The sequence below is a fragment of the Bacillus jepli genome (assembly GCF_047238305.1).
Taxonomy (GTDB): domain Bacteria; phylum Bacillota; class Bacilli; order Bacillales; family Bacillaceae_L; genus Ferdinandcohnia.
Genome location: NZ_JBDFMO010000001.1, coordinates 1,666,589 through 1,690,590 on the forward strand (window position 1 = coordinate 1,666,589; position 24,002 = coordinate 1,690,590).

General features: G+C 35.8%; 21 protein-coding genes, 5 pseudogenes and 1 riboswitch. Of the genes and pseudogenes, 25 read left to right on the forward strand and 1 reads right to left on the reverse strand.

Annotation, left to right across the window (positions count from 1 at the left end):
- The first annotated feature begins 10 nt into the window (after positions 1-10).
- From ABC371_RS08235 to ABC371_RS08335, 21 genes and pseudogenes are all read left to right on the forward strand, one after another.
- Entirely contained in the window at positions 11-601 is a 591-nt protein-coding gene (locus ABC371_RS08235; protein WP_412896356.1) for a DUF6470 family protein, read from the forward strand.
- 18 nt (positions 602-619) lie between these two features.
- The gene (gene fliW, locus ABC371_RS08240) at positions 620-1,057 is read left to right on the forward strand and encodes a flagellar assembly protein FliW (RefSeq protein ID WP_412896357.1); all 438 of its coding nucleotides are present in this window, start codon (positions 620-622) and stop codon (positions 1,055-1,057) included.
- 11 nt (positions 1,058-1,068) lie between these two features.
- A complete protein-coding gene (gene csrA, locus ABC371_RS08245) occupies positions 1,069-1,302 on the forward strand; it encodes a carbon storage regulator CsrA (RefSeq protein ID WP_412896358.1) in 234 nt (77 codons plus the stop codon).
- 196 nt (positions 1,303-1,498) lie between these two features.
- Positions 1,499-1,705 (forward strand): annotated as a pseudogene (locus ABC371_RS08250) (flagellin N-terminal helical domain-containing protein); the annotation flags it as partial.
- A gap of 281 nt (positions 1,706-1,986) precedes the next feature.
- Positions 1,987-2,197 (forward strand): annotated as a pseudogene (locus tag ABC371_RS08255) (flagellin N-terminal helical domain-containing protein); the annotation flags it as partial.
- A gap of 476 nt (positions 2,198-2,673) precedes the next feature.
- Positions 2,674-2,832: pseudogene (locus ABC371_RS08260) on the forward strand (flagellin); the annotation flags it as partial.
- A gap of 344 nt (positions 2,833-3,176) precedes the next feature.
- Positions 3,177-3,290: pseudogene (locus tag ABC371_RS08265) on the forward strand (flagellin); the annotation flags it as partial.
- Between the two features lie 93 nt (positions 3,291-3,383).
- On the forward strand, positions 3,384-5,357 hold the full coding sequence (locus ABC371_RS08270) for a glycosyltransferase (RefSeq protein WP_412896359.1): 1,974 nt from the start codon (positions 3,384-3,386) through the stop codon (positions 5,355-5,357).
- 221 nt (positions 5,358-5,578) lie between these two features.
- Positions 5,579-6,361 carry a glucose-1-phosphate cytidylyltransferase gene (gene rfbF / locus ABC371_RS08275; protein WP_412896360.1) on the forward strand — a complete coding sequence of 261 codons (783 nt, stop codon included), beginning with the start codon at positions 5,579-5,581 and terminating at the stop codon, positions 6,359-6,361.
- A 57-nt stretch (positions 6,362-6,418) separates the two neighbouring features.
- Positions 6,419-7,117 (forward strand): LbetaH domain-containing protein, encoded by a 699-nt coding sequence (locus tag ABC371_RS08280; RefSeq protein ID WP_412896361.1) that lies wholly within the window; start codon positions 6,419-6,421, stop codon positions 7,115-7,117.
- A complete protein-coding gene (locus ABC371_RS08285) occupies positions 7,117-8,019 on the forward strand; it encodes an NAD-dependent epimerase/dehydratase family protein (protein ID WP_412896362.1) in 903 nt (300 codons plus the stop codon). The genes ABC371_RS08280 and ABC371_RS08285 overlap by 1 nt, the downstream gene beginning before the upstream one ends.
- A gap of 724 nt (positions 8,020-8,743) precedes the next feature.
- Positions 8,744-9,319 (forward strand): dTDP-4-dehydrorhamnose 3,5-epimerase, encoded by a 576-nt coding sequence (rfbC, locus tag ABC371_RS08290; protein WP_412896363.1) that lies wholly within the window; start codon positions 8,744-8,746, stop codon positions 9,317-9,319.
- Complete coding sequence (locus tag ABC371_RS08295) at positions 9,312-11,123, forward strand: glycosyltransferase family 2 protein (protein WP_412896364.1); 1,812 nt, start codon at positions 9,312-9,314, stop codon at positions 11,121-11,123. The genes rfbC and ABC371_RS08295 overlap by 8 nt, the downstream gene beginning before the upstream one ends.
- A gap of 47 nt (positions 11,124-11,170) precedes the next feature.
- The gene (gene rfbG / locus ABC371_RS08300; RefSeq protein WP_412896365.1) at positions 11,171-12,262 is read left to right on the forward strand and encodes a CDP-glucose 4,6-dehydratase; all 1,092 of its coding nucleotides are present in this window, start codon (positions 11,171-11,173) and stop codon (positions 12,260-12,262) included.
- 819 nt (positions 12,263-13,081) lie between these two features.
- A complete protein-coding gene (locus ABC371_RS08305; protein WP_412896366.1) occupies positions 13,082-13,222 on the forward strand; it encodes a hypothetical protein in 141 nt (46 codons plus the stop codon).
- A gap of 769 nt (positions 13,223-13,991) precedes the next feature.
- Positions 13,992-15,347: pseudogene (locus ABC371_RS08310) on the forward strand (transposase).
- 135 nt (positions 15,348-15,482) lie between these two features.
- Positions 15,483-15,851 (forward strand): flagellar protein FlaG, encoded by a 369-nt coding sequence (gene flaG / locus ABC371_RS08315; protein ID WP_412896367.1) that lies wholly within the window; start codon positions 15,483-15,485, stop codon positions 15,849-15,851.
- A 15-nt stretch (positions 15,852-15,866) separates the two neighbouring features.
- On the forward strand, positions 15,867-17,972 hold the full coding sequence (gene fliD / locus ABC371_RS08320; protein ID WP_412896368.1) for a flagellar filament capping protein FliD: 2,106 nt from the start codon (positions 15,867-15,869) through the stop codon (positions 17,970-17,972).
- A 19-nt stretch (positions 17,973-17,991) separates the two neighbouring features.
- On the forward strand, positions 17,992-18,393 hold the full coding sequence (gene fliS, locus ABC371_RS08325; protein WP_412896369.1) for a flagellar export chaperone FliS: 402 nt from the start codon (positions 17,992-17,994) through the stop codon (positions 18,391-18,393).
- The gene (fliT, locus tag ABC371_RS08330) at positions 18,393-18,743 is read left to right on the forward strand and encodes a flagellar protein FliT (protein ID WP_412896370.1); all 351 of its coding nucleotides are present in this window, start codon (positions 18,393-18,395) and stop codon (positions 18,741-18,743) included. Before fliS ends, fliT begins: the two co-directional genes overlap by 1 nt.
- Positions 18,744-18,750: 7 nt before the next feature.
- Positions 18,751-19,092, forward strand: a complete 342-nt coding sequence (locus tag ABC371_RS08335; RefSeq protein ID WP_412896371.1) for a DUF8042 domain-containing protein — start codon at positions 18,751-18,753, stop codon at positions 19,090-19,092.
- 180 nt (positions 19,093-19,272) lie between these two features.
- On the opposite strand, the gene ABC371_RS08340 is transcribed toward ABC371_RS08335, so the two are convergent.
- Positions 19,273-19,506, reverse strand: a complete 234-nt coding sequence (locus tag ABC371_RS08340) for a hypothetical protein (RefSeq protein ID WP_412896372.1) — start codon at positions 19,504-19,506, stop codon at positions 19,273-19,275.
- Positions 19,507-19,952: 446 nt separating this feature from the next.
- Positions 19,953-20,038, reverse strand: a riboswitch (cyclic di-GMP riboswitch).
- A 673-nt stretch (positions 20,039-20,711) separates the two neighbouring features.
- Between ABC371_RS08340 and ABC371_RS08345 the strand changes: the two genes are divergently transcribed.
- The 4 genes from ABC371_RS08345 (at position 20,712) to ABC371_RS08360 (ending at position 23,924) form a co-directional block, all read left to right on the forward strand.
- Entirely contained in the window at positions 20,712-21,047 is a 336-nt protein-coding gene (locus ABC371_RS08345) for a hypothetical protein (RefSeq protein ID WP_412896373.1), read from the forward strand.
- 273 nt (positions 21,048-21,320) lie between these two features.
- The gene (locus ABC371_RS08350) at positions 21,321-21,473 is read left to right on the forward strand and encodes a hypothetical protein (RefSeq protein WP_412896374.1); all 153 of its coding nucleotides are present in this window, start codon (positions 21,321-21,323) and stop codon (positions 21,471-21,473) included.
- Positions 21,474-21,943: 470 nt separating this feature from the next.
- Entirely contained in the window at positions 21,944-22,498 is a 555-nt protein-coding gene (hpf, locus tag ABC371_RS08355) for a ribosome hibernation-promoting factor, HPF/YfiA family (protein WP_412896375.1), read from the forward strand.
- A gap of 358 nt (positions 22,499-22,856) precedes the next feature.
- Positions 22,857-23,924, forward strand: coding sequence for a GGDEF domain-containing protein (locus ABC371_RS08360; protein WP_412896376.1), 1,068 nt, complete (start codon positions 22,857-22,859; stop codon positions 23,922-23,924).
- The last annotated feature ends 78 nt before the right edge of the window (positions 23,925-24,002 follow it).

Below are 24,002 nucleotides of genomic sequence, written 5' to 3' on the forward strand. Positions count from 1 at the left end.
GAGTGAAGCTATGGGATTAGCTCAAATTCGCTTAGAATCTCAAAATGCTAAAACAGGAATTAGGACTACAAAGCCAATCCAAGAAATTCAACAGCCAAAGGCAGACTTGTCAATTCAACAGCCAAAAGCCGACTTGGAAATCCGAACTACCCCTGGAAAGCTAACAATTGATCAAACAGAGGCTTGGGCTGATATGGATTTGAAGCATATCTCAAGGCGGATAGCTGAAGCTGCTGATAAGGGTTATCAAAATTCGCTTGAAGGAATTGCAAGACGAGCGCAAGAAGGCAATGAACTAATGAAAATAGAGAACGGTGGAAATCCAATTGCTCAAATAGCAAAACGAAATAGTGAAGGACCTGAGTTCCAATTTAATATAGGTTGGATACCTTCCCATTTTAGTGTCAAGACTAATTATGTTCCTGCAGCAGTTGATATCCAGGTGAAAGTGAACAAGCCAATTATTAATTCAAGCATTAATAAGCCAATTCACGAATATATCCCTGGAAAGGCGTATATTCGTCTAGAGCAGAGACAATCTCTTAAGATTGATTTTGCTAATTTAAAATATGTAGGTGTAAACTACAAGCAAGAGATCTAATAATAAGGTTGTGAAAAAATGAAAATTGATACGAAATATCATGGTGAAGTACATATAGAGGAAAGTGAAATCATTAAGTTTGCAAACGGAATACCTGGTTTTTTAGAAGAAAAAAGTTTCGTGATTCTTCCGTTTGGACAGGACACAGGAATCTCTGTTATGCAATCTGTAGTTAATTCGCAGCTAGCCTTTGTTGTAACCAATCCCTTTTTCTTTTATAAAGAATATGATTTTATGATTGATGACCAGGTGGTTGAACAACTTCAGTTAGATTCAGAAAAAGATGTAACTATTTATGTGATTTTAACAGTTCAGGATCCATTTGAAAAAACAACGGCAAATCTCCAAGCACCTGTGGTTATAAATACTAAAAAACAAGTTGGTAAACAGGTTATTTTAACAAATACTTCATATCAAACAAAACATTCCATTTTTGAAAAAGTGTCAACGAAATAGGAGGTGGGAGAATGCTTGTATTAACTAGGAAAATTAATGAATCAATTAAAATCGGTGATAACATAGAAATTACCATCCTATCAGTTAGTGGTGAACAAATTAAGATTGGAATAGATGCACCACGACATGTTGAAATACTTCGAAAAGAAGTTTACCTTGATATTCAAAACGAAAATAGCCAAGCCTCCCATGCTTCAATTGATCTACTTAGACAATTAAACATAAACTTTAAAAATACCCGTTAATCAAAATTCCGGGTGTTTTTATTTGCGAAAATTTGTAGAAAAAAATCTTAAAGTCTATTAAACAATTACAAAACATGTCGATATATAGTATGTAAAACAAATAAGTACAAAAGGCGGCCGACTTTGGTACTGTTTGTAATTATAATCAAATTCCACAAGGATGTGGGATTACAACCATTCAAGGAGGAAATAAGAAATGAGAATTAATCACAATATTGCAGCGCTTAACACATATCGTCAGTTGGGTGCAGCTAATGCTGGCCAACAAGGTTCAATGGAAAAACTATCTTCAGGCCTTCGTATTAACCGTGCGGGAGATGACGCAGCAGGTCTAGCAATTTCTGAAAAAATGCGTGGGCAAATTCGTGGATTAGATATGGCGTCTAAAAACGCTCAAGACGGTAAACTAGAAATGCCGCTCTAAACAGTAATGTTTAGATGAACACTCCGTGAATTCGGTGGAACCCCAAACCAGTCTTCTATAGATGGATGGAGGGCAATACCGAGCCAAGCCTAATGAATCGGTAGAATAGTAATTAGGAAGGTGTGACGGTCAGGTGGTGAGGAACCGTACCAATAACCCACCCAAGAGCGCGGGGCATCCTATTGGGATGAAGATATGACCTGAACTTTATGGAAACATAAAGAAGCAGAGGATAAAAAACCACTGCGATAACATAATTGATTTCTCTAATCCAAACAGCTGAAGGTGCTTTAAATGAATCACATTCTATCCTTCAACGTATGCGTGAATTGGCTGTGCAATCTTCAAATGATACAAATACAGCATCTGATCGAGAAGAAATACAAAAGGAAATTAACCAATTAACAACAGAGATTGATCGTATTGCTAATACTACAGAATTCAATACTCAAAAACTTCTTGATGGAAGTAAAGTTGGATTAAAAGATAAGATAGATGGTTCAGTAACAGCTCAAAATAATAGTTCTATGACAACATTTAGTGCAACAGCAACTTCAACGGATGCATTAACTAAAACGGGTACAATCACAATTACTCGTGTAACTGATACAGCAGGAACGGGTGCAGACTTTATTATCTCTGATCCAACTGGTACTACTGCAACACTAACAAATACAACGACATTAACAGGATTTGGTTCCAATATAACTTTAACAGATTTAACTGGTATGAAGACTGGTGAAAATATTACAATTTCTGTTGGTAAGATGGAAGCAGCTTCAACTGACGTGAGTAAAGCCGTTAATTTACAAATTGGTGCAAATTCCGGTCAAAATATGCTTGTTGGAATTAGCAGTATGAAGGCAACTGATTTAGGATTAAGGGATTCTTCTGGAGATGCAATCAACATTGAAACTTCTGGAAAGGCAACTGCTGCAATAACAGCTATTAATAGTGCAATTGAAAAAGTATCAGCAGAACGTTCGAAATTAGGTGCTTACCAAAATCGTTTAGACCATACAATAAATAATTTAGGTACATCTTCTGAAAACTTAACTGCTGCGGAATCTCGTATCCGTGACGTAGATTATGCTTTAGCTGCCTAAGCAGTAACAAGCACAGTCGTCCTAGCTGGTAACGGCTAGCGATTATTATCGGGTGAATTGCTGGAAAACCCTTAGAGCTTTTCTTACCACAACGTAGTTGGAAACGACAAACGTGAAGGTTTGAAAAAAGAAAAGATTGGGCAATCAGCAGCCAAGCTCCTTTGAGGAAACTCTGGAGAAGGTTCAACGACTAGGATAAACCATCTAAGGTAAATGCTATGATGATGAAATCCATAGGTGAAACAATGACCATCAGCATTGTGAATCCGAAGTGCCCGACTCCTACTAGATTGCTAGAGGATGAAGATATAGTCTAGTCAGTTGTGAAAGCAAATGTTCGCACGATGGCGAAAGAAATGATGGACCAAACTAAGAACTCTATTCTTTCTCAAGCTGCTCAAGCAATGTTAGCCCAAGCTAATCAGCAACCACAAGGTGTACTTCAACTTCTTCGTTAATAAAAATATTTAATAATAAAGGCTCTAGGAATGCTAGAGCCTTTATTATACGTATTTTTTTCTTTCATAAAATCGTTAGAAAGGTTGCTATATATGAAGATTACTGCTTGTTTAATTACAAAAAATGAAGAAAATAACATCAAAAGTTGCCTAGATAGCGTGAAAAGAATTGTTGATGAAATAATCGTTGTTGATACTGGCTCTTGCGATCAAACTATCGAAATAGCTAAGGCATATGGTGCAAAATTACACCAATACGAATGGAAGCAAGATTTTGCGGCTGCAAGGAACTTTGCCCTTTCTAAAGCCGCTGGTAACTGGATTATTTTTTTGGATGCGGATGAGTATTTTGATCAGTCTTGTAGGGATAATATACTAAATATGATTAAACTTGCAGATACTCAGAAATTCGACGCCATAGCTAGTTTTATGAATAATGTAGAAAAAAATTCGAATAACAAAACAATAAACTCATTTGTTTCCGTGAGGATTTTTAGAAAAGACCCAAATATTATGTATAGAGGCTCTATCCATGAAGCTATATATCATACTGAGCGTGAATTGAAGGTTTTGGACGCAGTAGAAGTTCTCAAGATTATTCATACAGGATATTCGGTTAGTGAGGTGAAAAATAAAAATAAAGGACAAAGAAACTTAGAATTATTGTTAGCTGAGCTAGAACATCGTCCTAAAGATAGCGACTTATGTTTTTATGTTTCAGAGGCATTTGCTCTAAACGGGAATTATGAGGAATCACTTAATTATGCTTATAAGACAATCCAATATAACAATGCAAAAAATAGAGGAGTTTATCAAAAAAACTACTCTAATATGATAGATATGATGATTGCTCTTCGATATTCAAAGGAAATTATTAAGAAAACATGCTTAGAAGCCATTCTTAAATATCCGAACTATCCAGACTTTTATGTGTTTTTAGGAGACATTTATCGTAATGATAATCAGTATTATGATGCAATCGAAACATATAACTTAGCCATAGAAAATATGCAAAATATTGTTATATCACAAGCAAGAGCACATTTAAATATAGATAAAATTCTTGAGAAACTCGGAACCTTATATTATACGATAGAAGAGTTCAATCTTTGTGTTAAGTCATATGCTGAAGCATTGAAATTTAACCCTTATAACTTAAATGCTTTAATTAATATGATATCGATACTGTCTAAGCATGAGCAAAATGAAGCTGTAGTAAAGTTTTTATCAAGAATTTATGATTTTGCTTCGGATAAAGATATTTTATATTTATTTAAGGGTGCTCTTTATAGCAAGAACACGGTTATTGCTAAGAGCACTTATGATCTTGCTAAAGAACGGTTTAGTAAAGATATCTTTACTAAACTAAAGTCGGATTTCGCTTATTTTATGCTACTGCAGCATAATTACGCTTCAGCTTTTGAAATGTATAAAGAATTATTTAACCAAACGAATGATATAAAATATCGTAACAAACTACTGCTGATCCATTTGATAGCTACTTATCGTAACTACAATCCAGGAGAACAACGTTTTGATCTACCTTTTGAAGATGCAACAATTATTAATTATTTTTATACTAATGAACATGTTTCTTTACTTTCTGATGATGTCTCTACTGTGACTTCGATTATTAAAGACTTTTGTCAACTTTCAGAGCAGTCTTTATTAGTGGATTTATTTGAAAAACCATTAGATATTTATGTTTTATTTGAAATAGCAGAGTGTCTTCACTTGTGTGAAGATTATAATATGGCATTGCATTTTTATAAGCTCTTTCTTCAACAAGGAATAGAACATATTTCGTCTAGTGAATCATCCAAAACGAACGTTCGTATTGCGGAATGTTTAAAAAATGTAGGGAATATTCAGCTTGCATTAATTTATATAGAAGATGCTTATTTTCAAAATGAGAGAAGTTATTATATTTTTCAACTTTGGATTATTCTATGTGAGAAGGCAGATAATCGTGAAATGTTAGCTAAAGTGTTAAAAAAAGCCTACAGTTACCATAGTGATTCTAATTTCATCAGACAAAAAATGTGTGAGTTGGGATTAACGTTGTAAGTTTCAGGACTGATTAAGAGAGGTAGAACTAGTTCATCATTCTAATTTATAAATTGAGTGAGTAGAAATGCCTGTGGAATGATTTATTAAAATATTTTTTCCGTTATGGAAAATTATGAAGAATATTAATTTTCTAATAGACAGAAACAAGATGGGGAAAAGTAAATATAAAAAATAAGGATGAATGACATATTAATAGTAAGCATAGGAAGTGGAAAAATATGAAAGTTGTCATTTTGGCAGGAGGTAGGGGGACACGAATTAACGAGGAGTCTCATTTAAAGCCCAAACCTATGATTGAAATTGGTGGTGCACCAATATTGTGGCATATTATGAAAATCTATTCCTACTACGGATTTCATGAATTTATTATTTGTTTAGGTTACAAAGGTTACGCTATTAAAGAGTATTTTGCAAATTATTTTCTACATAGATCAGAAGCGATTACATACGACTTTACTTCTGGCAATGCTCTTGAAGTCCATCATAATCAGTTAGAGCCGTGGAAAGTTACTTTGGTGGAGACGGGTCTAAATACAATGACTGGTGGTCGTATTAAGCAGATTGAGCCTTATATAGGAAATAGTTCTTTTATGCTTACTTATGGTGATGGTTTGGCTAATATCAATATTGATGAACTCGTTGACTTCCATAAGAAAAGCAATAAGCTTGCAACTATTACCGCCGTACAGCCAGATGGAAGATTTGGACGGTTAGAATTAGATGGTGATAAAGTTATAGGTTTTACCGAAAAAGTTAAAGGAGCTAGTGGTTGGGTTAATGGTGGTTTTATGGTTTGTGAGCCTCAAGTTTTTAACTACATTTACGATACAGAAACAACCATTTTTGAGCAGGGCCCTATGCAAGACATAGCTCGGGACGGAGAACTAAATGTTTATCGGCACAATAATTTTTGGCAACCAATGGACACTCTTCGTGAAAAGATAATTTTTGATCAACTTTGGGAAAACCAGAAGGCTCCATGGAAGATTTGGAGGGACTAACAAATAATTAATCTTTGATTGGTGTACAAGAATACAGTTTTTATATGGAGGCTGATTATGTTTAAACTGACCTTATCAATCGATGAATTGAAGGCTTATGTCTTCCATCAGTTAAATCACTTTTTTCCAGACAATCGATTGACACTCAAGGAACAACGTTTTAGTCAGTCTTTTCATCAGGCACTAGAACGTTCTGAATATTGTTTTCAACATGTAGCATTAAAATCGTATCATCACGAGGAAACTACCTTTTTCTCTCATCTCCATTCCGATCAATACACGTTGTTTTTATGGTTTTTATCTAATTCGGTTTGGACGGAATTTGAGGACACTGAGCTTGCTTCTAAGTTCTTTTACTTAAACAAAACTTTGAACGGATTTATATGTATGTATGATGCGAAAATGCCCAACATTTTTCTTGTTTTACATGGAGGTGGAGTGGTATTGGGAAAGGCGTCTTACAGTGATTTTTTTGTGTGCTGTCAAGGAAGCACAGTAGGAGCTGTTCATGGAGTATACCCTGTATTAGGTAAAGGGGTGGCTATGGCCCCACAATCAGCGATAGTTGGTAATTGTAATGTTGGCAATCATGTGACCATCGGAAATCAAGCCCTTTTGCGAAATACTAACTTGAACAGCGGATCACTATATTATCGTCATACTGATACTGGGCAACATATGGTACAACAAAAAGATAAGCCCTGGGCACAGTCATTTTTCAATGTTCCAATTCCGTGTAATGAAGGAGAAGAATAATGAGATCAAAGAAGGTACTGATTAGCGGCGCTAATGGTTATATAGCTCTTCACATGGCTCAAATATTAAGAAAGCACAACTACAATGTCATTACTGCTACAAGACACGCGTGTGGGAATCTTAAGATGGATTTCTCTAATCCGTATGAGGTGGCGTCCCTCAAAAGCAGTGGAATCGACGCGATGATACATTTGGTTTCCCCTAATGAAATGCTTTATAAGACAGATCCTTACCGTGCTTTGTCAGAAAATGCAGTGGGCATTCATTCAGCTCTGGACTTTTGCACTGAAAACAATATTAGAGATTTTATATACATCTCCAGTTTTCATGTCTTTGGTACAAGGGAAGGAAGGCTGATAGAACATACCCCTGTTTCTCCTAGCAACGACTATGGATTAGCGCATTGTGTTGCAGAACAAACTATTCAGATGTTTGATAGTACTAATCGGGTGAATGCATGGATAGTTAGACCTTCTAATCTTTATGGCGTTCCTATAAACCTTGAAAAGTTCAAGCGTTGGAATTTAATCCCATTTTCTTTTTGTAGAGAAGCAGTAGAGCGAAATACGATAACTCTTTTAACTCCGGGAAATCAACTCCGCAATTTTGTCGGTGTATCTGATGTATGCAAGAAGGTGCTCTGGATTTTGGAACAAAGCCCGACTGAGCGTATTTTTCATGCATATGGAAATGAGACGATGAGTGTTTTAGAATATGCTCTTTTAGTGCAAAAGGTCGCACTAGAAGTTTTCCATTTACCAGTAAAAATCATTCGTCCTAAAGGGAATGATCATGTAGTGAATTTTAAATTTACTAGTCTTTATGATAATTCTAATCTTATACCGAGTGATACTCTCGAGCCTTTTGTAGCGGAAATGTTGAAAGCACTTCTCGTTAAATAATAGAAAGAACTAACAAGCAGTTGTATATTTGCGGTTAAACAGTTCTTCTGTGAAGATGTATGATTATGCCCTTCATGCGGCAATACTCAGATTCCCAACCTTATTAGTGAAGAGTTTAACAAGGCATTTCTGTAGATTCTATTAAATAGAACAGTTTCAAATGTGTTCTAGAACAACAGCTTAAACGTTAGAGAATGCTGGGTGGTTTCAATATAAAAGAGTTTTTTGTTTTTGTTGCTATATGGAAATGACTAAGAGTTTCAACCTTAACAACAGATGCCAAAATGAATTTCTTTTGTATTGGCCTGAATTAATAAGCTAATGATTTAAAATGTTCAAGGTCGAAACTTCAAATCAGTTATATGGTTGCAGTGTCTGGAACTTTATTAAATTGACTCAGATATTTTTAATGAAATTTTAGAATAGATCTATTTGTTACCGGCACGATGAAAAAGAGTGAGGAAGGATTTGCGGTTATATATGATTAATTCATTCATTAGAAGTTAATTATAGTTAGTCTATCAGGAGATGTTTTACAGTTCGATTCTATTGTTCTTTATTGTAAATTTACACAAAAGGAACAAAATCAACATAAACTTATGAAGCTTTTATATACTGATAGACTATGATATTTGATGCAAGTTAGGGGTAGTCTATTCAAGTTAATTTCTAAAGGTTATACAGCTATATATTAAAATGTTTTTTTAGTCAAAGGAGATTATATATGTTAATTCATCCGGTGCCTTTGCATCAGGCAGCATTGATTGAAATGGAGCCCATCAAGGATAGCCGTGGTTATTTTGCCAGAAGTTTTTGCAAAGAAACGTTAGCGAATCATGGAATATCCTTTGATATGGTTCAATCTAATATCGCATTTAACCATATTCACGGTACGCTCAGAGGGATGCATTTTCAATTGCCACCTTATTGTGAGGACAAGATTGTTTCGTGCATTCAAGGGGCTATCTACGATGTTATTATTGATATTAACCGTGAAAGCCCTACTTTTGGCAAATGGTTTGGAGTAACACTATCTGAGGAAAACCATTTGTCTTTATACGTCCCAAAAGGTTTTGCTCATGGGTATCAGACCCTGACAAATAACACAAGTATCTATTATATGGTTAGTGAGTATTATACACCTTCAAGTGAGTATGGGATACGTTGGGATGATAAAGCATTTGGAATTGAATGGCCTATTCTAGATGATCTTATTATTTCAGAAAAGGACAAAAAGTGGAGAAATTTCAATATAAATACTGATGGAATACTTTTATCTAAGGGAGACGAACATGGATAATCAAACAGCAGCACAGATACTAGGCATTTTACAAGTTGGTCATGAGGGTATTCATTATTTAGAAGATTGCATCCAGCGTGGTGAGCTAAGTCTGTCCGACTTAACGGTATTAGATACCATGGTTGAATTGTTAGAAGCTATTGAAAATGTTACAGCGCAAGTGCTTATACCTAACCGTGTAAATGAGATTAATGCTAATATAAGATTCTATATTGAGCAGCTTAAACAGAGTGCAATTAACGAAAATGTGGAGAAATTTGTATACGATTTTCGCTTTCATTTTCGCTCGTTGTTTCGGATTTTGGAATTCGAAATTGCCTATATCGTGGAGAACTTCGTTAACAAGGCAGATTATCCGCATTTTTATCCAGATGTAGGAACAGTTGACCATGCGGATATTGCTTTACGGGGAGAAAAAGCTCACTGTAAAGTAAGTGTTGTTTTACTTGCATATAATAATCTAAGTTATACACGTGATTGTGTGGAAAGCATTTTAAAGAATACGGATGATGTGGAATATGAACTGATTCTAGTCGATAATGGATCAACGGATGGAACAAAAGAGTATTTTGACTCTATTTTAGGTGCAAAGGTTATCCATTTGAAGTATAACATGCATGTTGTAAAAGGCTTCAACATTGGCTTGATGGCAGCAGAGGGTAAATATTGTGCAGCTGTATGTAACGATTTTATTTTTACCCCAAACTGGTTAAAAAATTTAATTATCTGTATAGAATCGGATCGAGATATTGGTTATGTGTCTCCAGGGGCGACCTCTATCTCCAATATGCAACAAATATCTATTCCTTTCAGTTCTAAAGAAGAATTTCAAGAAAAGGCAAGAGAATACAATGTAAGTGACCCTGCAAAATGGGAAGAACGAGTCGTGTTGTTGCCAAATGTTTTGTGTTGCCCCACAGCTCTTTTAGATAGAATTGGTTATTATGATACTCGTTTTTTCCGTGGAGAATTTGCAGACGATGACATCAGCTTTAGGATTAGACGTGCTGGGTACAAACTCATTTATTGTGCAGATACAGTAACGTATCATTATGGCAGCTTAACTACCGCTAATGACCACCAAACTAATTCCCTGGAAGAGGGAAGAAAAACCTTTGTAGATAAATATTGTTTGGATGCTTGGTTGGATGCACGAATGACTTCAGCTTATCTAAATATAGATTATAGTCATTTGTCTAATGTAAGGTCTATTTTGGGGGTAGATGTCAAATGTGGAGCAACCTTATTGCAAATAAAAAATCGAATATGGTCAAATTATGAAATAAAACCAGATTTGTCTGTTTGTACAACAGAACAGAAATATGAAATAGATGTGAATTCTATTTCAGAAAATACATTCTTGTTTAATAACTTTTATCAGTTCCCCAAAGAACTTATCGGTAAGATAGATTTGGTCTATATTGAAAAGCCTCTAGATTGTTACTCTGATGATTTGAATATCATTTTCAATAGTCTATCTAAGGTTATGAATACAAATGGAAAATTAATTTTCATGGTTAACAATAGCATAAGTATAGAAGCATTATATGAACAACTTAATTCTTCACACTCTATACATAATCAAAAAATCTACATACGAGACATGGTTTGCTTGCAGGCAAGAAAGTATGGGTTTGAACAAATTTCAATTACGAATTTTATCCAAGAACGTAGCCCTGCGAGTAATCAAATTGTGGGGGAATTGGCCAAGCTATTATCCAATGGGGAAGAATTACAAATGAAATATTTGGAGTCATTATTTCTTTCTAATTTTGCAATGTATCAAATGAACTATATCAAGTAAGTGCAAGATAAATATAATTAAATTTTTATGAAAGTCGGGAGCTCTTTATGTGGAAATCAGGCATGGTGGATTGCTCGTTTTGGGAAGGTAAGAAGGTATTCCTCACAGGACATACAGGATTTAAAGGAAGTTGGCTTAGCATATGGCTTCATAGTATGGGAGCAAAAGTGACAGGCTATTCGTTACATGCTCCCACTACCCCATCTCTTTTTGAGTTAGGAAATGTTGAGGATGTTTTAGTGGAGTCGATTAATGGTGATGTGACCGATTTGGAGATGCTGAGATACTCTTTGCAAAAGGCAAATCCGGAGATCATCATTCACATGGCAGCGCAGCCTTTGGTTCGGAAATCGTATGAGGATCCAGTTTACACTTATAAAACGAATGTGATGGGAACGGTAAATATAATGGAAGCTGCGCGTACATGTAGTTCAGTACGTGTAATCTTGAATGTAACAACTGATAAATGTTATGAAAATCAAGAGTGGCATTGGGGATACCGTGAGAGTGATCATTTGGGTGGATATGATCCCTATTCGAGTAGTAAAGCGTGCTCAGAACTGATTACATCAGCTTATCGTCGTTCTTTTTTAAAATCGACTAAGATTAAAGTAGCAACGGCCCGAGCAGGAAATGTGATTGGAGGTGGTGACTGGGCAGAAGATCGGCTAATTCCTGATTTAATCAGAGCATTGACGAAAGAAGAGCATATTCAAATTCGGAATCCCGAAGCTGTTCGTCCTTGGCAACATGTACTGGAGCCTTTATCAGGATATCTTTTGCTTTGTCAACTTCTATATTTGAAAGGCGAGGAATATGCACAAGCTTGGAATTTTGGGCCGCGAGATAGTGATGTAAAGTCGGTTGAATGGATTGTCAACCAGATGCTTATCAAATGGCCTTATAAGCATCCTGGTTATCGAGTAATAAAACAGAATGATATGCATGAAGCGAATGTGCTTAAATTGGATTGTTCGAAAGCGATGAAAAAGCTAAGTTGGACACCGAGGTGGTCTTTGGAAAAGGCCTTGGGTGCTACTATACAATGGGTTACTCATTACTTAGAAGGCAGAGATATAAAGGAGCTGTGTGAGCAACAGATCGCTGAATATGAGGCCGAAGGCTTAGTGAAAATGTAGGCTTTTGAAAGGTGGACTACATTGAAAGATTTAACAACATGCGATTGTATAATGCGTAAAGTTTTTTAAACGTACCGTTGATATAAATTGTAGAAAATATTACTTGCTAATGTGACTTGCTGAAGCAAACTCTCACTGATTCAGTGGGGACGGTGGTATGCTATCAAATCTGTAGATGCAAGTCTCTCCGGAGTGCGTAGTTCCACTTCTTCGTTAATTTTAGATGTGAAAAAGGCTAAAAAAGTTACATTGGTCAAAGTGATTATACAGAAGGGCTTACAGAATTAAGCCATGAACAGAAGGAGTTATTAGAATCAATCTCAAAAGCATTAAATTATTCTTACGATAATTATAACAACCTTCCTCGCAGTTATGCTCCTAAAGGCTTGATAGCCATATTGCGTGATCAAGTAAAAGTTAAGTTGGAAAATGGAACAATTAATGAATTAGAGGGTAAAGAAGTAACAGTAGTAATTGAATTGCTCGAAATAAAGCTAAAGCAAGATAATTAGATAGATTGGAACTGAAAAATTTGTAATACGTGAAACGGTTGAGTTAGGGTACGATCTTTGGGGCAAATGGGGAAAACTGATTGTGCCCCTAAAGTCCCCCTGTTAGGAGCTAATGTACTTAGAAATGATAAGGTAATGAGAAAAATCGCAAAAATGTGTAACTAGTAATAACTGAATGTTCAGATATATATATTATAATCATAGAATTTACATTTGTTCCATGAACGTGAGATGTTTATGGAAAAAGTAATCCAAGCCTCTACTTCGATCATCGGAGTAGGGGCTATTTCTATTTTAGGAATTTAGTATGAACTATTACAAAGCATCAGAATCAAAGCAATTGGAACTGTTAGAAGGAGAAATTGAAATCATGAAGAAACAGCCCGCTAAACGAGTGAAAATTGTAAGCTTAAAGCTAGTAAAGGAATCCAGCATTTTGTACAAATAAAGGAGGATTACCTCTCCAGATGGTGCTTACAAGCTTTTAAAGGATTTTCTAGTAGATTCAGATCGGGAAAAATTCCCGTAATCTTACAACAAAACTAAATAAGAAAAAGTAAAGTAATGTAAAGTTCAGTAATATCATGTAAAGCTTCCTGTTTAGAGTATGAAAATCTCACGCCATTATTATATAACTGTCGGGAGTTGATTTGTAGGAGGTGAAAAAGATGTTGGAGAAAATCATTGTTCCAGTGTTGGTCACAGTAGCTACCGAAGTACTAAGAGAATTAACTAATGACAAATAATAATACCAAAAAATAGAAGGGAGTGAAATCTAGTGAAGGTATTTCCTTGTGATTGCTATTGTTAATGTCCAATATGTGCGATTAAGAATATTACCGATATAGTGAAAATGTGAGAGCCATGAATGCAACTACCCAAAATGTTTACGATAACTATTATTTTTGCTTCTTGTTCCCTTAGGTAATTTTGTTACTTACCCATCACTAATAATGCTTCCAAACAGAAAGTTAAGTTGAATATGTGTAAGGTTATTATTCTCCAATAAGCTCTCCTCCTCCTTATTTGCATTTTAATGAACGTTTGTTCTGTTTAAAAGAAATACTTTTAATATAATATAATTAATAATTGAATGAATTTCATAATTCTGAGCCCTACGGGCTCAAGGCTTATAATGAATAAAAAAAGGAGTACCTCCCCAAAATGTCGAAATGAGTAAGTAACTACACTAACTCTAAGACTGGAGGAAGACTCCTATGCCTATTATAAGACAAGGAAGCCTATTTGACATCCAAGATTTATATGATTTAGAACCTACCCAACGTTTTGATGCCATTTTTTCTACTATTGACATAGAATCTGCCGTTTTGGTAGTTTCGAAAAAATCTTGGCGTGGTGCACCAAGTGAGTTGAATTACGCTGCAATGATCTATTCTTTGGTCGCTAGAATCGCTGAACGTATTCCGACAATAAAAGACCTTATTAAACGCTTAGAAAATGATTTCATTTTCCGTCTTGATTGTGGGTTTCTTGCTTCAGATAACGTTCCATCTGAAGCCTCATATTCCCGACTAATTACAAAATTAGCAGATGCAGAAGTCATGGAAAGCGTTAATAACTCCACCCTTCTTCTAGCCATTCAAGAAGGATTTGTTCAAGATGAAAATGTGGCATTTGATGCCAGTCATTTTGAAGCAAGAGATCAAGCACCTACTCAAGAAAAAAAGACTAAACCTGAACCCAAAAAGCGTGGTCGTAAAAAGAAAGAAGAAAAAGAGCAATACGACCAACAAAAGCTAGAAGAAGAGCTAAATAAAACTCTTTACGAAAAAACCATCACCGAACAACTTGATGTTTCATTAGAAGAACTACGTTCTGAAATCCCTTTGGAGCCAGCATGGGGTATCAAGAAAAATAGTGAAGGAAAAAATGTTTTCTGGTATGGATTCAAAGCTCATTTAGCAGTTGGTACAAAAAGTCAATACATCCTTCAATCCATTATGAGTTCTGGCAATCTTAATGATGGTAAAGCTGCAATTCCATTATTAAAAGGAATTGAACAACTTCCTTTATCCATTAAGTATGGGACGATGGATGCGGGTTATGACTATACGCCTATTTATCAACAACTTTTTCGTATGGATGCACACTCAATTATTGCCTATAACAAACGCAGGGAAGGAGAAATTGAAGGATTTGATAAATATTTCGCTCCTACATGCGTTAGAGAACATTCATATCGATACGAAAGCTATGACAAGAAATATAAAACAATAAAATATTGTCGGCCAAAAGAGTGTAAAGACTGACCACTGGCCTCTGATTCCTTATGTCAAAAAATCTATAAAGTAAAGATTGAAACAGATTTAAGAAAATATACGGCTCCGGCAAGAGGATCAGAAAAATGGAAAAGTCTATTCGCTGAAAGAACAGCTGTTGAACGTGTTAATGCCTATTTAAAAGAGTTCTTCCAATTAAACAATGTTCGTCATAGAAAAGGGAAAAAAGCAAAACTACATTTTGATTTAATCACACTTGTCTATAACGCTTCAAAATTAGCAGCAGACCGCATTAGAAAAGTGTTAGAAAATCAGCAAAAACAAGCAGCATAATTTTTAAAAAGTAAATATGTCCCGTTAGGGAAATTCTATTATGAAATTAATTCAATTGATAAGAATGAAAGCTTAATATTTTTCCGTAACTTCCGATATAACTAATAAAGGTTCGTTCATTTAGGAGGAATTGATATGTCTATTGATAAAATCTCTTCTAGTACAACGATGAACTTCAACACAGATTTCCTTCAACACAAAAAATCATATGAAACTGAAAACAAAGGGGAAAGTGTTTCTATTCCTCTAGAAAATTTGAACCAAAGTGATAAAAAAGACTCAAAAGAAAACGTCAAACAGGTGATTGATAGCCTGAATAAATTTTTAGAACCAAATAATACATCATTAAAATTTGAACTCCACGAGGAGCTCAACGAATATTACGTAACAATCGTAAACAATGATACACATGAGGTTGTACGGGAAATTCCTTCTAAGAAAATATTAGATATCTATGCAGCTATGACGGAGTTTCTAGGTTTTGTCGTAGATAAAAAGATTTAAAGGCGGTGATCACCAATGAATATGCGAATTGGTGGATTGGCAAGTGGAATGGATATTGATCAGCTTGTGAAGGATTTAATGAAGGCTGAACGGATCCCACTTAATAAGATGAATCAACAAAAGCAGGTTCTTGAATGGCAACGTGATGATTATCGTAGCATGAATTCTCTCCTTCTTTCGTTACGTGACCTATCGTTTAATATGAAGCTTTCTTCTACTTTTCGTGCGAAGAATACAACTTCCTCAAATGAAAGTAAAGTTACGGCAACAGCTAGCGCAGCTGCGGGAAATGTGTCCTACACACTATCAAAGGTAGACAAGCTTGCGACGGCAGCAACAAAGGTCAATGCTGGGGATATTCGAAAAAATAAAGATTTTGATGCAAGTGCAAGCATTTGGAGCCAAGAGGCTAATTTCAATAATACTGGTTTTAAATGGGAAAAGGGCGGACTTGCTAAGGATACGATGACGATTACAGATCCTACTGAATCAGTAAAACTTAGTAAAAATAATTTTAAAACAGATTCTGAATCGATTGAAAATATGCAAGTAAAGGTAAACGGAACATCATATACAGTGTTTACGGATGATGTACCAATTAGTGATCCGTCTGTAAAAAACAGGGTTCATTTAGCCTCGGATGGTACTCTGACTTTTTCAGCACCGTTAGAAAAAGGCAGTAAAGTGGCAGTTGACTATTTTATCGAAAACTATTCACAAGAAATAACAGTACCAAAATCACCTGAAAAGAATGCAAAACCGGATACAAATGTTACTTTTCAGCTTTCAAAGAGTTCCCTTTCAACAGAGGGAATGTCGATTAAGGTTGCGGCTAAAGCTGGTGGAGAAACAGTGTATACTCCTGTTTATTTCATTAGTGATTGGGATGCTCTAAGTGAAGCTGACAGAGCAAGTAGTGTACTTGTGGATCTTGAAACAGGGAAGTTGACCTTTTCTAAGAAATTAGAAGAAGGCGATGTAATCAAAGCAGATTATAAACAAAACTATTTTTCCTTTGGGCTTGAAACCTTCAATGAAAAAGGAGAATCGGTTAAAGAAAAATTTTCAGTGGAGGGCTCAAGCTCTTTTTCAAGTATTATCAACCGAATTAGCAGTTCCGCTGCTGGTGTATATGCTTTTTATGATGATTTTACTGGACAAGTTACGTTAACACGCTCACAAACCGGTGATTTTAATAAAAATGGCGAGGAAATCAAATTCACAGGAGATTTTCTGAATAATGTTCTGCAGTTTAGTACTTCTACCGAAACGGGTGGAAACAATGCGGTGTTTACCATTAATGGATTAGAAACTCAACGATATTCTAACAATTTTACGATAAATGGGGTTAACTTTACATTAAAGGATACCTTTGATTCAATTGATCCGGCTAATGATTCTCCAGTCACGATTGGGGTCACAACTAATTCAGAGACCGTTTTGGACAATATTGTTAATTTTGTCGAAAAATATAATGAAACCATTCAAAAAATTAATGAAAAGTTGAATGAGGAGCGGTACCGTAGCTATCAACCTCTTTCAAGTGAAGAACGTGAAGCTTTATCAGATAAAGAAGCTGAGCTTTGGGAGGAAAAGGCTAAAAGTGGGTTGATTCGACGTGATTCAATTTTATCTAGTGGATTAAATCAATTTCGAATGGATTTGTATACGCCAGTTACGAATCTGTCAATGGATACTGCTTTCAATCAATTAGCTAGTATTGGGATAAAAACCACTGCAAATTATTTAGATCGTGGAAAGCTGGAGATTGATAAAGCGAAGCTAAAAGAAGCGATTGAAAAAGATCCAGAAGCAGTAGAAAAGCTGTTCACAGCAGATGGGAGTACTTATGCTGAAAAAGGTCTCATTAATCGCTTATATGATAGTTTAACTGCAACGATGGACAAGGTGAGTGAACGTGCAGGTAAATCCACTTGGACCACACAGAAGTACACGATTGGTAAAAACCTTGATAGTTTGAAAGACAGTATCGACCGTTTCGAAGACCGACTGGTTCAAATCGAAGATCGCTACTGGCGCCAATTCACAGCAATGGAAAAAGCAATCCAACGTGCGAATCAACAATCTGCATACCTCATGCAGAATTTCTTTAGTGGTTAATAAAAGGAGTGTAACGTAAATGGCAATCGGAAATCCATATCAAGCATATCAATCAAATTCAGTTACGACTGCAACACCAGGTGAGCTTACGTTAATGCTCTACAATGGTTGCTTGAAATTTATAAAGCTTAGTCGTAAAGCAATTGAGGAAAACAATATACAAGAAAAAAATACAAATCTTCAAAAGGCGCAAAACATTATCCGTGAGTTCATGGTTACGTTAAACATGGATGTGGAAGTGTCTAAAAACATGTTGGCGATGTATGATTACATGAACCGTCGTTTGATGGAAGCCAATCTTAATAATGACCTTGACATTATAGCAGAGGTTGAAGGACTTGTGACTGAATTCCGAGACACTTGGAAAGAAGTTATTCAGGTGAACCGTCAGCGCCAGCATGCACAAGGTGGACAGATTTAGTGAATCCGGTAGTAGAGCTCTATCGCATCACGAAGGAACTACACAGTTTGTTGACTCAGCCTGTCGAGCAGGAAAAACGTGATGAACTCATTGAATCTATTACGAAGTTTCTTGACGAGCGGGAGCAACTTATGTCGGACGTCAAACCTCCTTATACAGAGGAACAGCGTAAACTCGGTGCTGAAATTGTCCAAATGAATGTCTTCATTGATGGCAAGTTAGATACACTAAAAAAAGAAATCCAACAGGACATCGCGAATCAAAAAACACGGAAGACATCCACCACTAAATACATCAATCCCTATCAATCAGCTCCAGCTGACGGGATGTTTTTTGATAAAAGAAAATAGGTGAAATATGTTACAACTTAGTTTAGAACAATACGATGTCCTTCAAAGATATTATGAGTTGCTTGGTACGGTAGAAGAGGGATTTGAATATGTAGTAAGTAGTTTTGAAGATATATCTCGTAGTAATGCGGACCAGGTATTAGTTGATATTTTTGCAGCTTTATCTAGTATTTATCAAACAAGTGACCAGTTACTTTCTTTGTTTAAAGATCAAAAAGAGGTTGTTACTTCTATCCTTTCCTTTAATGGCGTTATTACGGAAATATCAAAACTAGAAGACTTATATGAAAATGAACCCCAAAAACAACAGTTAATCAAATCCAATATTTATCCCGCTTTCCTAGCGTGAAAGAAAGCATTCAAGATCAATTATCAATATATGTCATACAATAAGGGAAACACCCGGGCTAAGCTCAGGTGTTTCTATTTGAGAAGAGGAATAGTAATATTTACGGGTAGGGGTAATTTTTTCACCTGGAGACATATCATAAGAACGTTTAATTCCGCTTCAACAGAATATATTTAATCTTTAATCAACACCCACCATAGATCCACTTACCATTTCTAATGCTTTTTCAAGATTCACCAATAAATCCTTCCGTAATTTATCACTACATATAAAAACATCCGTAATTTCACTTTTTACCGATGAATAGGCAAATTCTAAACTTTTACTAGTAGTCAAATTTTGCAATTGTCCATTAGACATTTGAATCTCTATTTCTTTTTCAAAATATTCAACAGTTCCAAATAATACGGTCAAGATAAACATCCCCTTTTTTATAGAAGTTATGGCTAGAATAGCCTACATCTAAGCTAACTATCTTACTAGTTTATATTTACAGACGTTGCATATGATTTTTAGATGACTCTTAAACATATTGTCTTGTTTGCTTCTGTTTATTTAATAAAAATTCAATTGATTTTTTTCTATTGTATCTAGCCTTACGACATTCTGAACAATTCATAAAGCGATTTCCTTTTTCATAAAAGTCATTAACGGATTTTACTTCTTTACACTTAAAACAAACTTGTTCTTTACTAATGGTCTTCACCTTATTTCAACCTTCTTTCGGATTAATCAAAATTGATGTAATAACCATTTATAAAAGTCTCTTTGAATTAAATATAAAAAAAATCCACCAAAAAAATGGTGGATAAATTAAACAATTGGTTATTTCTATAACCGATATATTTATTCACGACTTTTTTGGCAACTCGGCTATCTTAGTTCATAGAACCTTAGACCCGAAGCTTTGCGTCCTTACCTTTCAATAAGTTTGCCTTTTTCAATTTTGTCAATAGTTTAAATTCACTACTTTAATGATAAAACGAAAGTAGTACTTTTTCAACAAAAGTTGACAAAATATTGTATAATCAGACTAAAATAGGTAATTATACCTATACGAAAAATTGGGGTCTTTAGTGACCCTGCCTGAGTCGGCTAAAAGATTTTCACCACAGCAAATAAAAAATCGTAATAAATTCCTTTTTATATCATGTTCCAAAATCTATTATGATACAAATCTTTCTGTAACATCCACCACTAAATACATCACTCCCTGCTGCCGGGATGTTTTTTTGATAAGAAAAAGTAGAAAATGCCATCTGAAAATGGTGGCATTCTTTCTAAATAAAATTAATCCATCTTCTACTGCAAACCTATCAAAAACTTTAAAAGATAAGATTTTTTGTAGAACATACGTTTCGTTTGTGTTAAAATAAAAGTATAAAGATCTTTTAGCTTCCTAAGAATAATCTCCCAATTTCACCTAAAGATAAGCGCACTTTTTTATGTCATCAATATTCCCACAAGATGAATAACACCAATGGAAGTTTGCTCTCATTTAAAAAGAGATGGAGTCACTCTCATCAGTAAGAAATTGTTTGAATTTGCACCAAATTATGATCCTATCGAATCTATTAAGGGTAAAAATTCATGCTATACTGAAAGTAGGAGGAATTGTTATGAATGAGATGGAAGAACTATTACGCACAGTCTTAAAAGAAGAATTAAAGCCGATTCATACTCGTTTAGAAGGAATGGACAAGCGATTTGATGGCATAGACAAACGGTTAGATGGTATAGACGTGCGTTTAAACGGTATAGATCATCGTTTGGATCGACTAGAGACAAACCAAAATGAGCTTAAAGTGGGTCAAGAAAAACTACAAAAAAATAGTATTGAAAGTCTCGGCAATTTCACTGAGAAAATTGCAGAATATGTTGATAACCAGACCTCGGCTTTAAATAAACGAATCTTCAAAGTTGAGACTGAAATTGAGCGGTTAACGAGACAATAATCGTATATTATTTGCTTTTAGTTAACTAGTAAGAATCTTTTTTCGACAATTCACCCCTTACTTTAATTAAATTCATAAAAATAAAGAAAAGTCCCTCAAAATTTGCTACTATCACTTTGAGGGATTTACGTTTGTTTGCCCATATAAGCGCAGCCGGCCTCAGGTTATCCTTTTTGATTCACCTTGATTCAGAAGGGGAAATTCCATTTATCCCAACCTTAGAGGAAATGGTCCAAGCTGGAAAAGACCTGTCTCCATTTGGACTGAGAAGACATGGACTTTGACGTTTTATCTGGTGATTTTTCATCGTTTTATTCAGTTGCCGAGTTTTATTTAGGTAAACGAAAGGAAGAAATCCCAAAATGGAAACAAGCAGAAAAGCAGCCGGTGAAACAGGTTAAAAAGAAAAAGAGGAAAAGAATATGAACTGTAAGGTAGGCAGTTCCATTTTCTTTATAAACCCCCGATATTCCTCCCACATTTTGGGTATACTACTACTGAAGAATTCTTCAAGCAATTTTCACCCTAGAATCCACACAGTTACCATTCATAATTCACCATAGACATGCATATATTTTTACACCTACACATATTGTTTACAAATTTACATTCACAACATAATAAGTAAAGTGGGGCGAGGGACCTGTCCCCATGTCCCGTGGAACAACGTGCCCATTTCCACATTCGATCAAGTTAATATTTTCACAATTTCTTCATATTTCCTTTACAAAAAAGCAGGAATTGGGGAGGTGTGTGTTGAATTAGTTATTATAACCTTAAATCAACTAGGGTTATATTGTTACACAGGTTGGATACCCTAAAAAGGGTCTTGGCTGTGTCCAATGCATTATAAGGACTAGCGTAAGTTAGCCCGAGTTAAAAGGAGGAGTTCTTGTATGAATTACAACGTTCGTGGTGAAAACATTGAGGTAACTCCAGCATTGCGAGAGTATGTTGAGAAGAAACTTGGAAAGCTTGAACGGTATTTTGAAAACACTCCGGATGCCAATGTACATGTTAACTTAAAAGTGAATAATGCAAAGGATCATAGAATAGAGGTAACGGTTCCGATGCCGCAGCTTGTGCTTCGCGGAGAGGAATCTCATGAGGATATGTACGCAGCGATTGACCTTGTGACTGACAAGCTTGAGCGTCAAATTCGCAAGTATAAAACAAAAGTCAACCGCAAGCTTCGTGAAAAAGGTTCTACCAAGACCATGTTTAATGGTGGGGCTGGAACTGCGACAGCCGTTCAAGAAACTGAGGATGAGGATTACGAATTAGTTCGTACGAAGCGTTTTAATTTGAAACCGATGGATAGTGAGGAAGCGATTCTGCAAATGAATATGCTAGGTCACAACTTCTTCGTCTTTACAAACGCTGAGACGAATACAACCAATGTCGTGTATCGCCGTAAGGATGGCAAATACGGCATCATTGAACCTAACTAAATAACGAATGTCCAAGAGTGCAGTCTGAATCCAGGCTGCCTCTTTTTTGAGAATATACACACCGGCCATTCACTCCTTGGACAAGCCGATTTCTGCTCGTCCTATGCTTGTCGCCGGTAGACGGGCATCTTGTTTTTTCTTGAAAAATAGGGGGAATCCCCCATAGCCAAAATGATTCACATCGTAGATAATACAAATGCACAGGTAACTCGTAAGCCTCCCGATTTCCTAGGCGGCAGGAACTGAAACGTCAGTTGGCGTTGTTGTCCCACATAAAGGGGATGGGCGATGTTACTATTTCCTGTGCTCAAAAACCCATAAATTGAAGTAACACTTTATAAATAAAGCAGGGATATCTATGATCACTATTTTACAACCAACCCTTTCCAATATTGCAGTCATTTTGTTCATGTATTTATGCATCAGCATCCTGGTGACGAATCGGAAATCGATAAACAAGTATTTGTTTTCTGCGGGCGTTCTGATTCTTATCTCAGCATGCGTGATTTCTCTTTTTTATTTGCCAGTCCGCTATGAGGACTACGGGTTTGATCTTCGTCTTGTTCCTTTGGTGATCTTCTCTATCTTATTCGGATGGAAGCATGCGATTCCTGCCCTTATTATTGCGGTTAGCTGGAGGCTTGGCATGGGTGGAGTGGGAACTTTGCCCGGCGTGGTATTTGGCATGATTCTGCCTGTTACACTGGCTCTTCTTTTTCATAAAAAGGATCGAGCGATGCCTAGCCTAATTTCGTTGTTTTTGTTAATGACGGCATGCTGGCTTGTATCGGACTTGCCGATTCTGTTTTTTGTTCCAAATGGTTCGGAAGTGTTTGGGGAAATCTACCTAATTCGGATATTGGGACTCCAAGTGTCCGCGTTTATACTTTATTTTTTCATTTATCAGCTGGATCGAGAAGTGATGTTAAAGAGAAGACTACGGTTTTATGCGGAACGTGATCCTCTGACCGGTCTTTATAATATGCGTTATGTTGAAAATTATATTAAAAATAGGACAAGCTCTCGTCAAACGTATATTGTGATGATTGATGTGGATCATTTTAAGAAAATTAATGATACGTTTGGTCATCTTCATGGTGATGCGGTGTTAAAAAATGTAGCGGGCACCTTATCGAGACTTATTCCGCCACAACATTCTTTACTCGGGCGCTATGGTGGTGAGGAGTTTATTTTATTTTTAGAGGCTGATTCCAAGGAAAGTTTGATGAACATCGTTTCTGGGATTCATAGCGGGATTGAACATACGCCGTTTTATGTGGAGGACCAGAAGCTTGAAGTCACGGTTTCGATTGGCGTTTCTGAGCTCAAGGGTCCCGAAGAACTCTATCAAGCTATTGAAAAAGCAGACAACTCTTTGTATGCGTCGAAGCGAAATGGCCGGAATCAAATTAGTTATGCGATTTAACAATAATTAGATTCCTTTTTCCAGCTGTTTTTGTTACCATTTTTATAGGAAAATACAATTATAATAATATTCTAATTT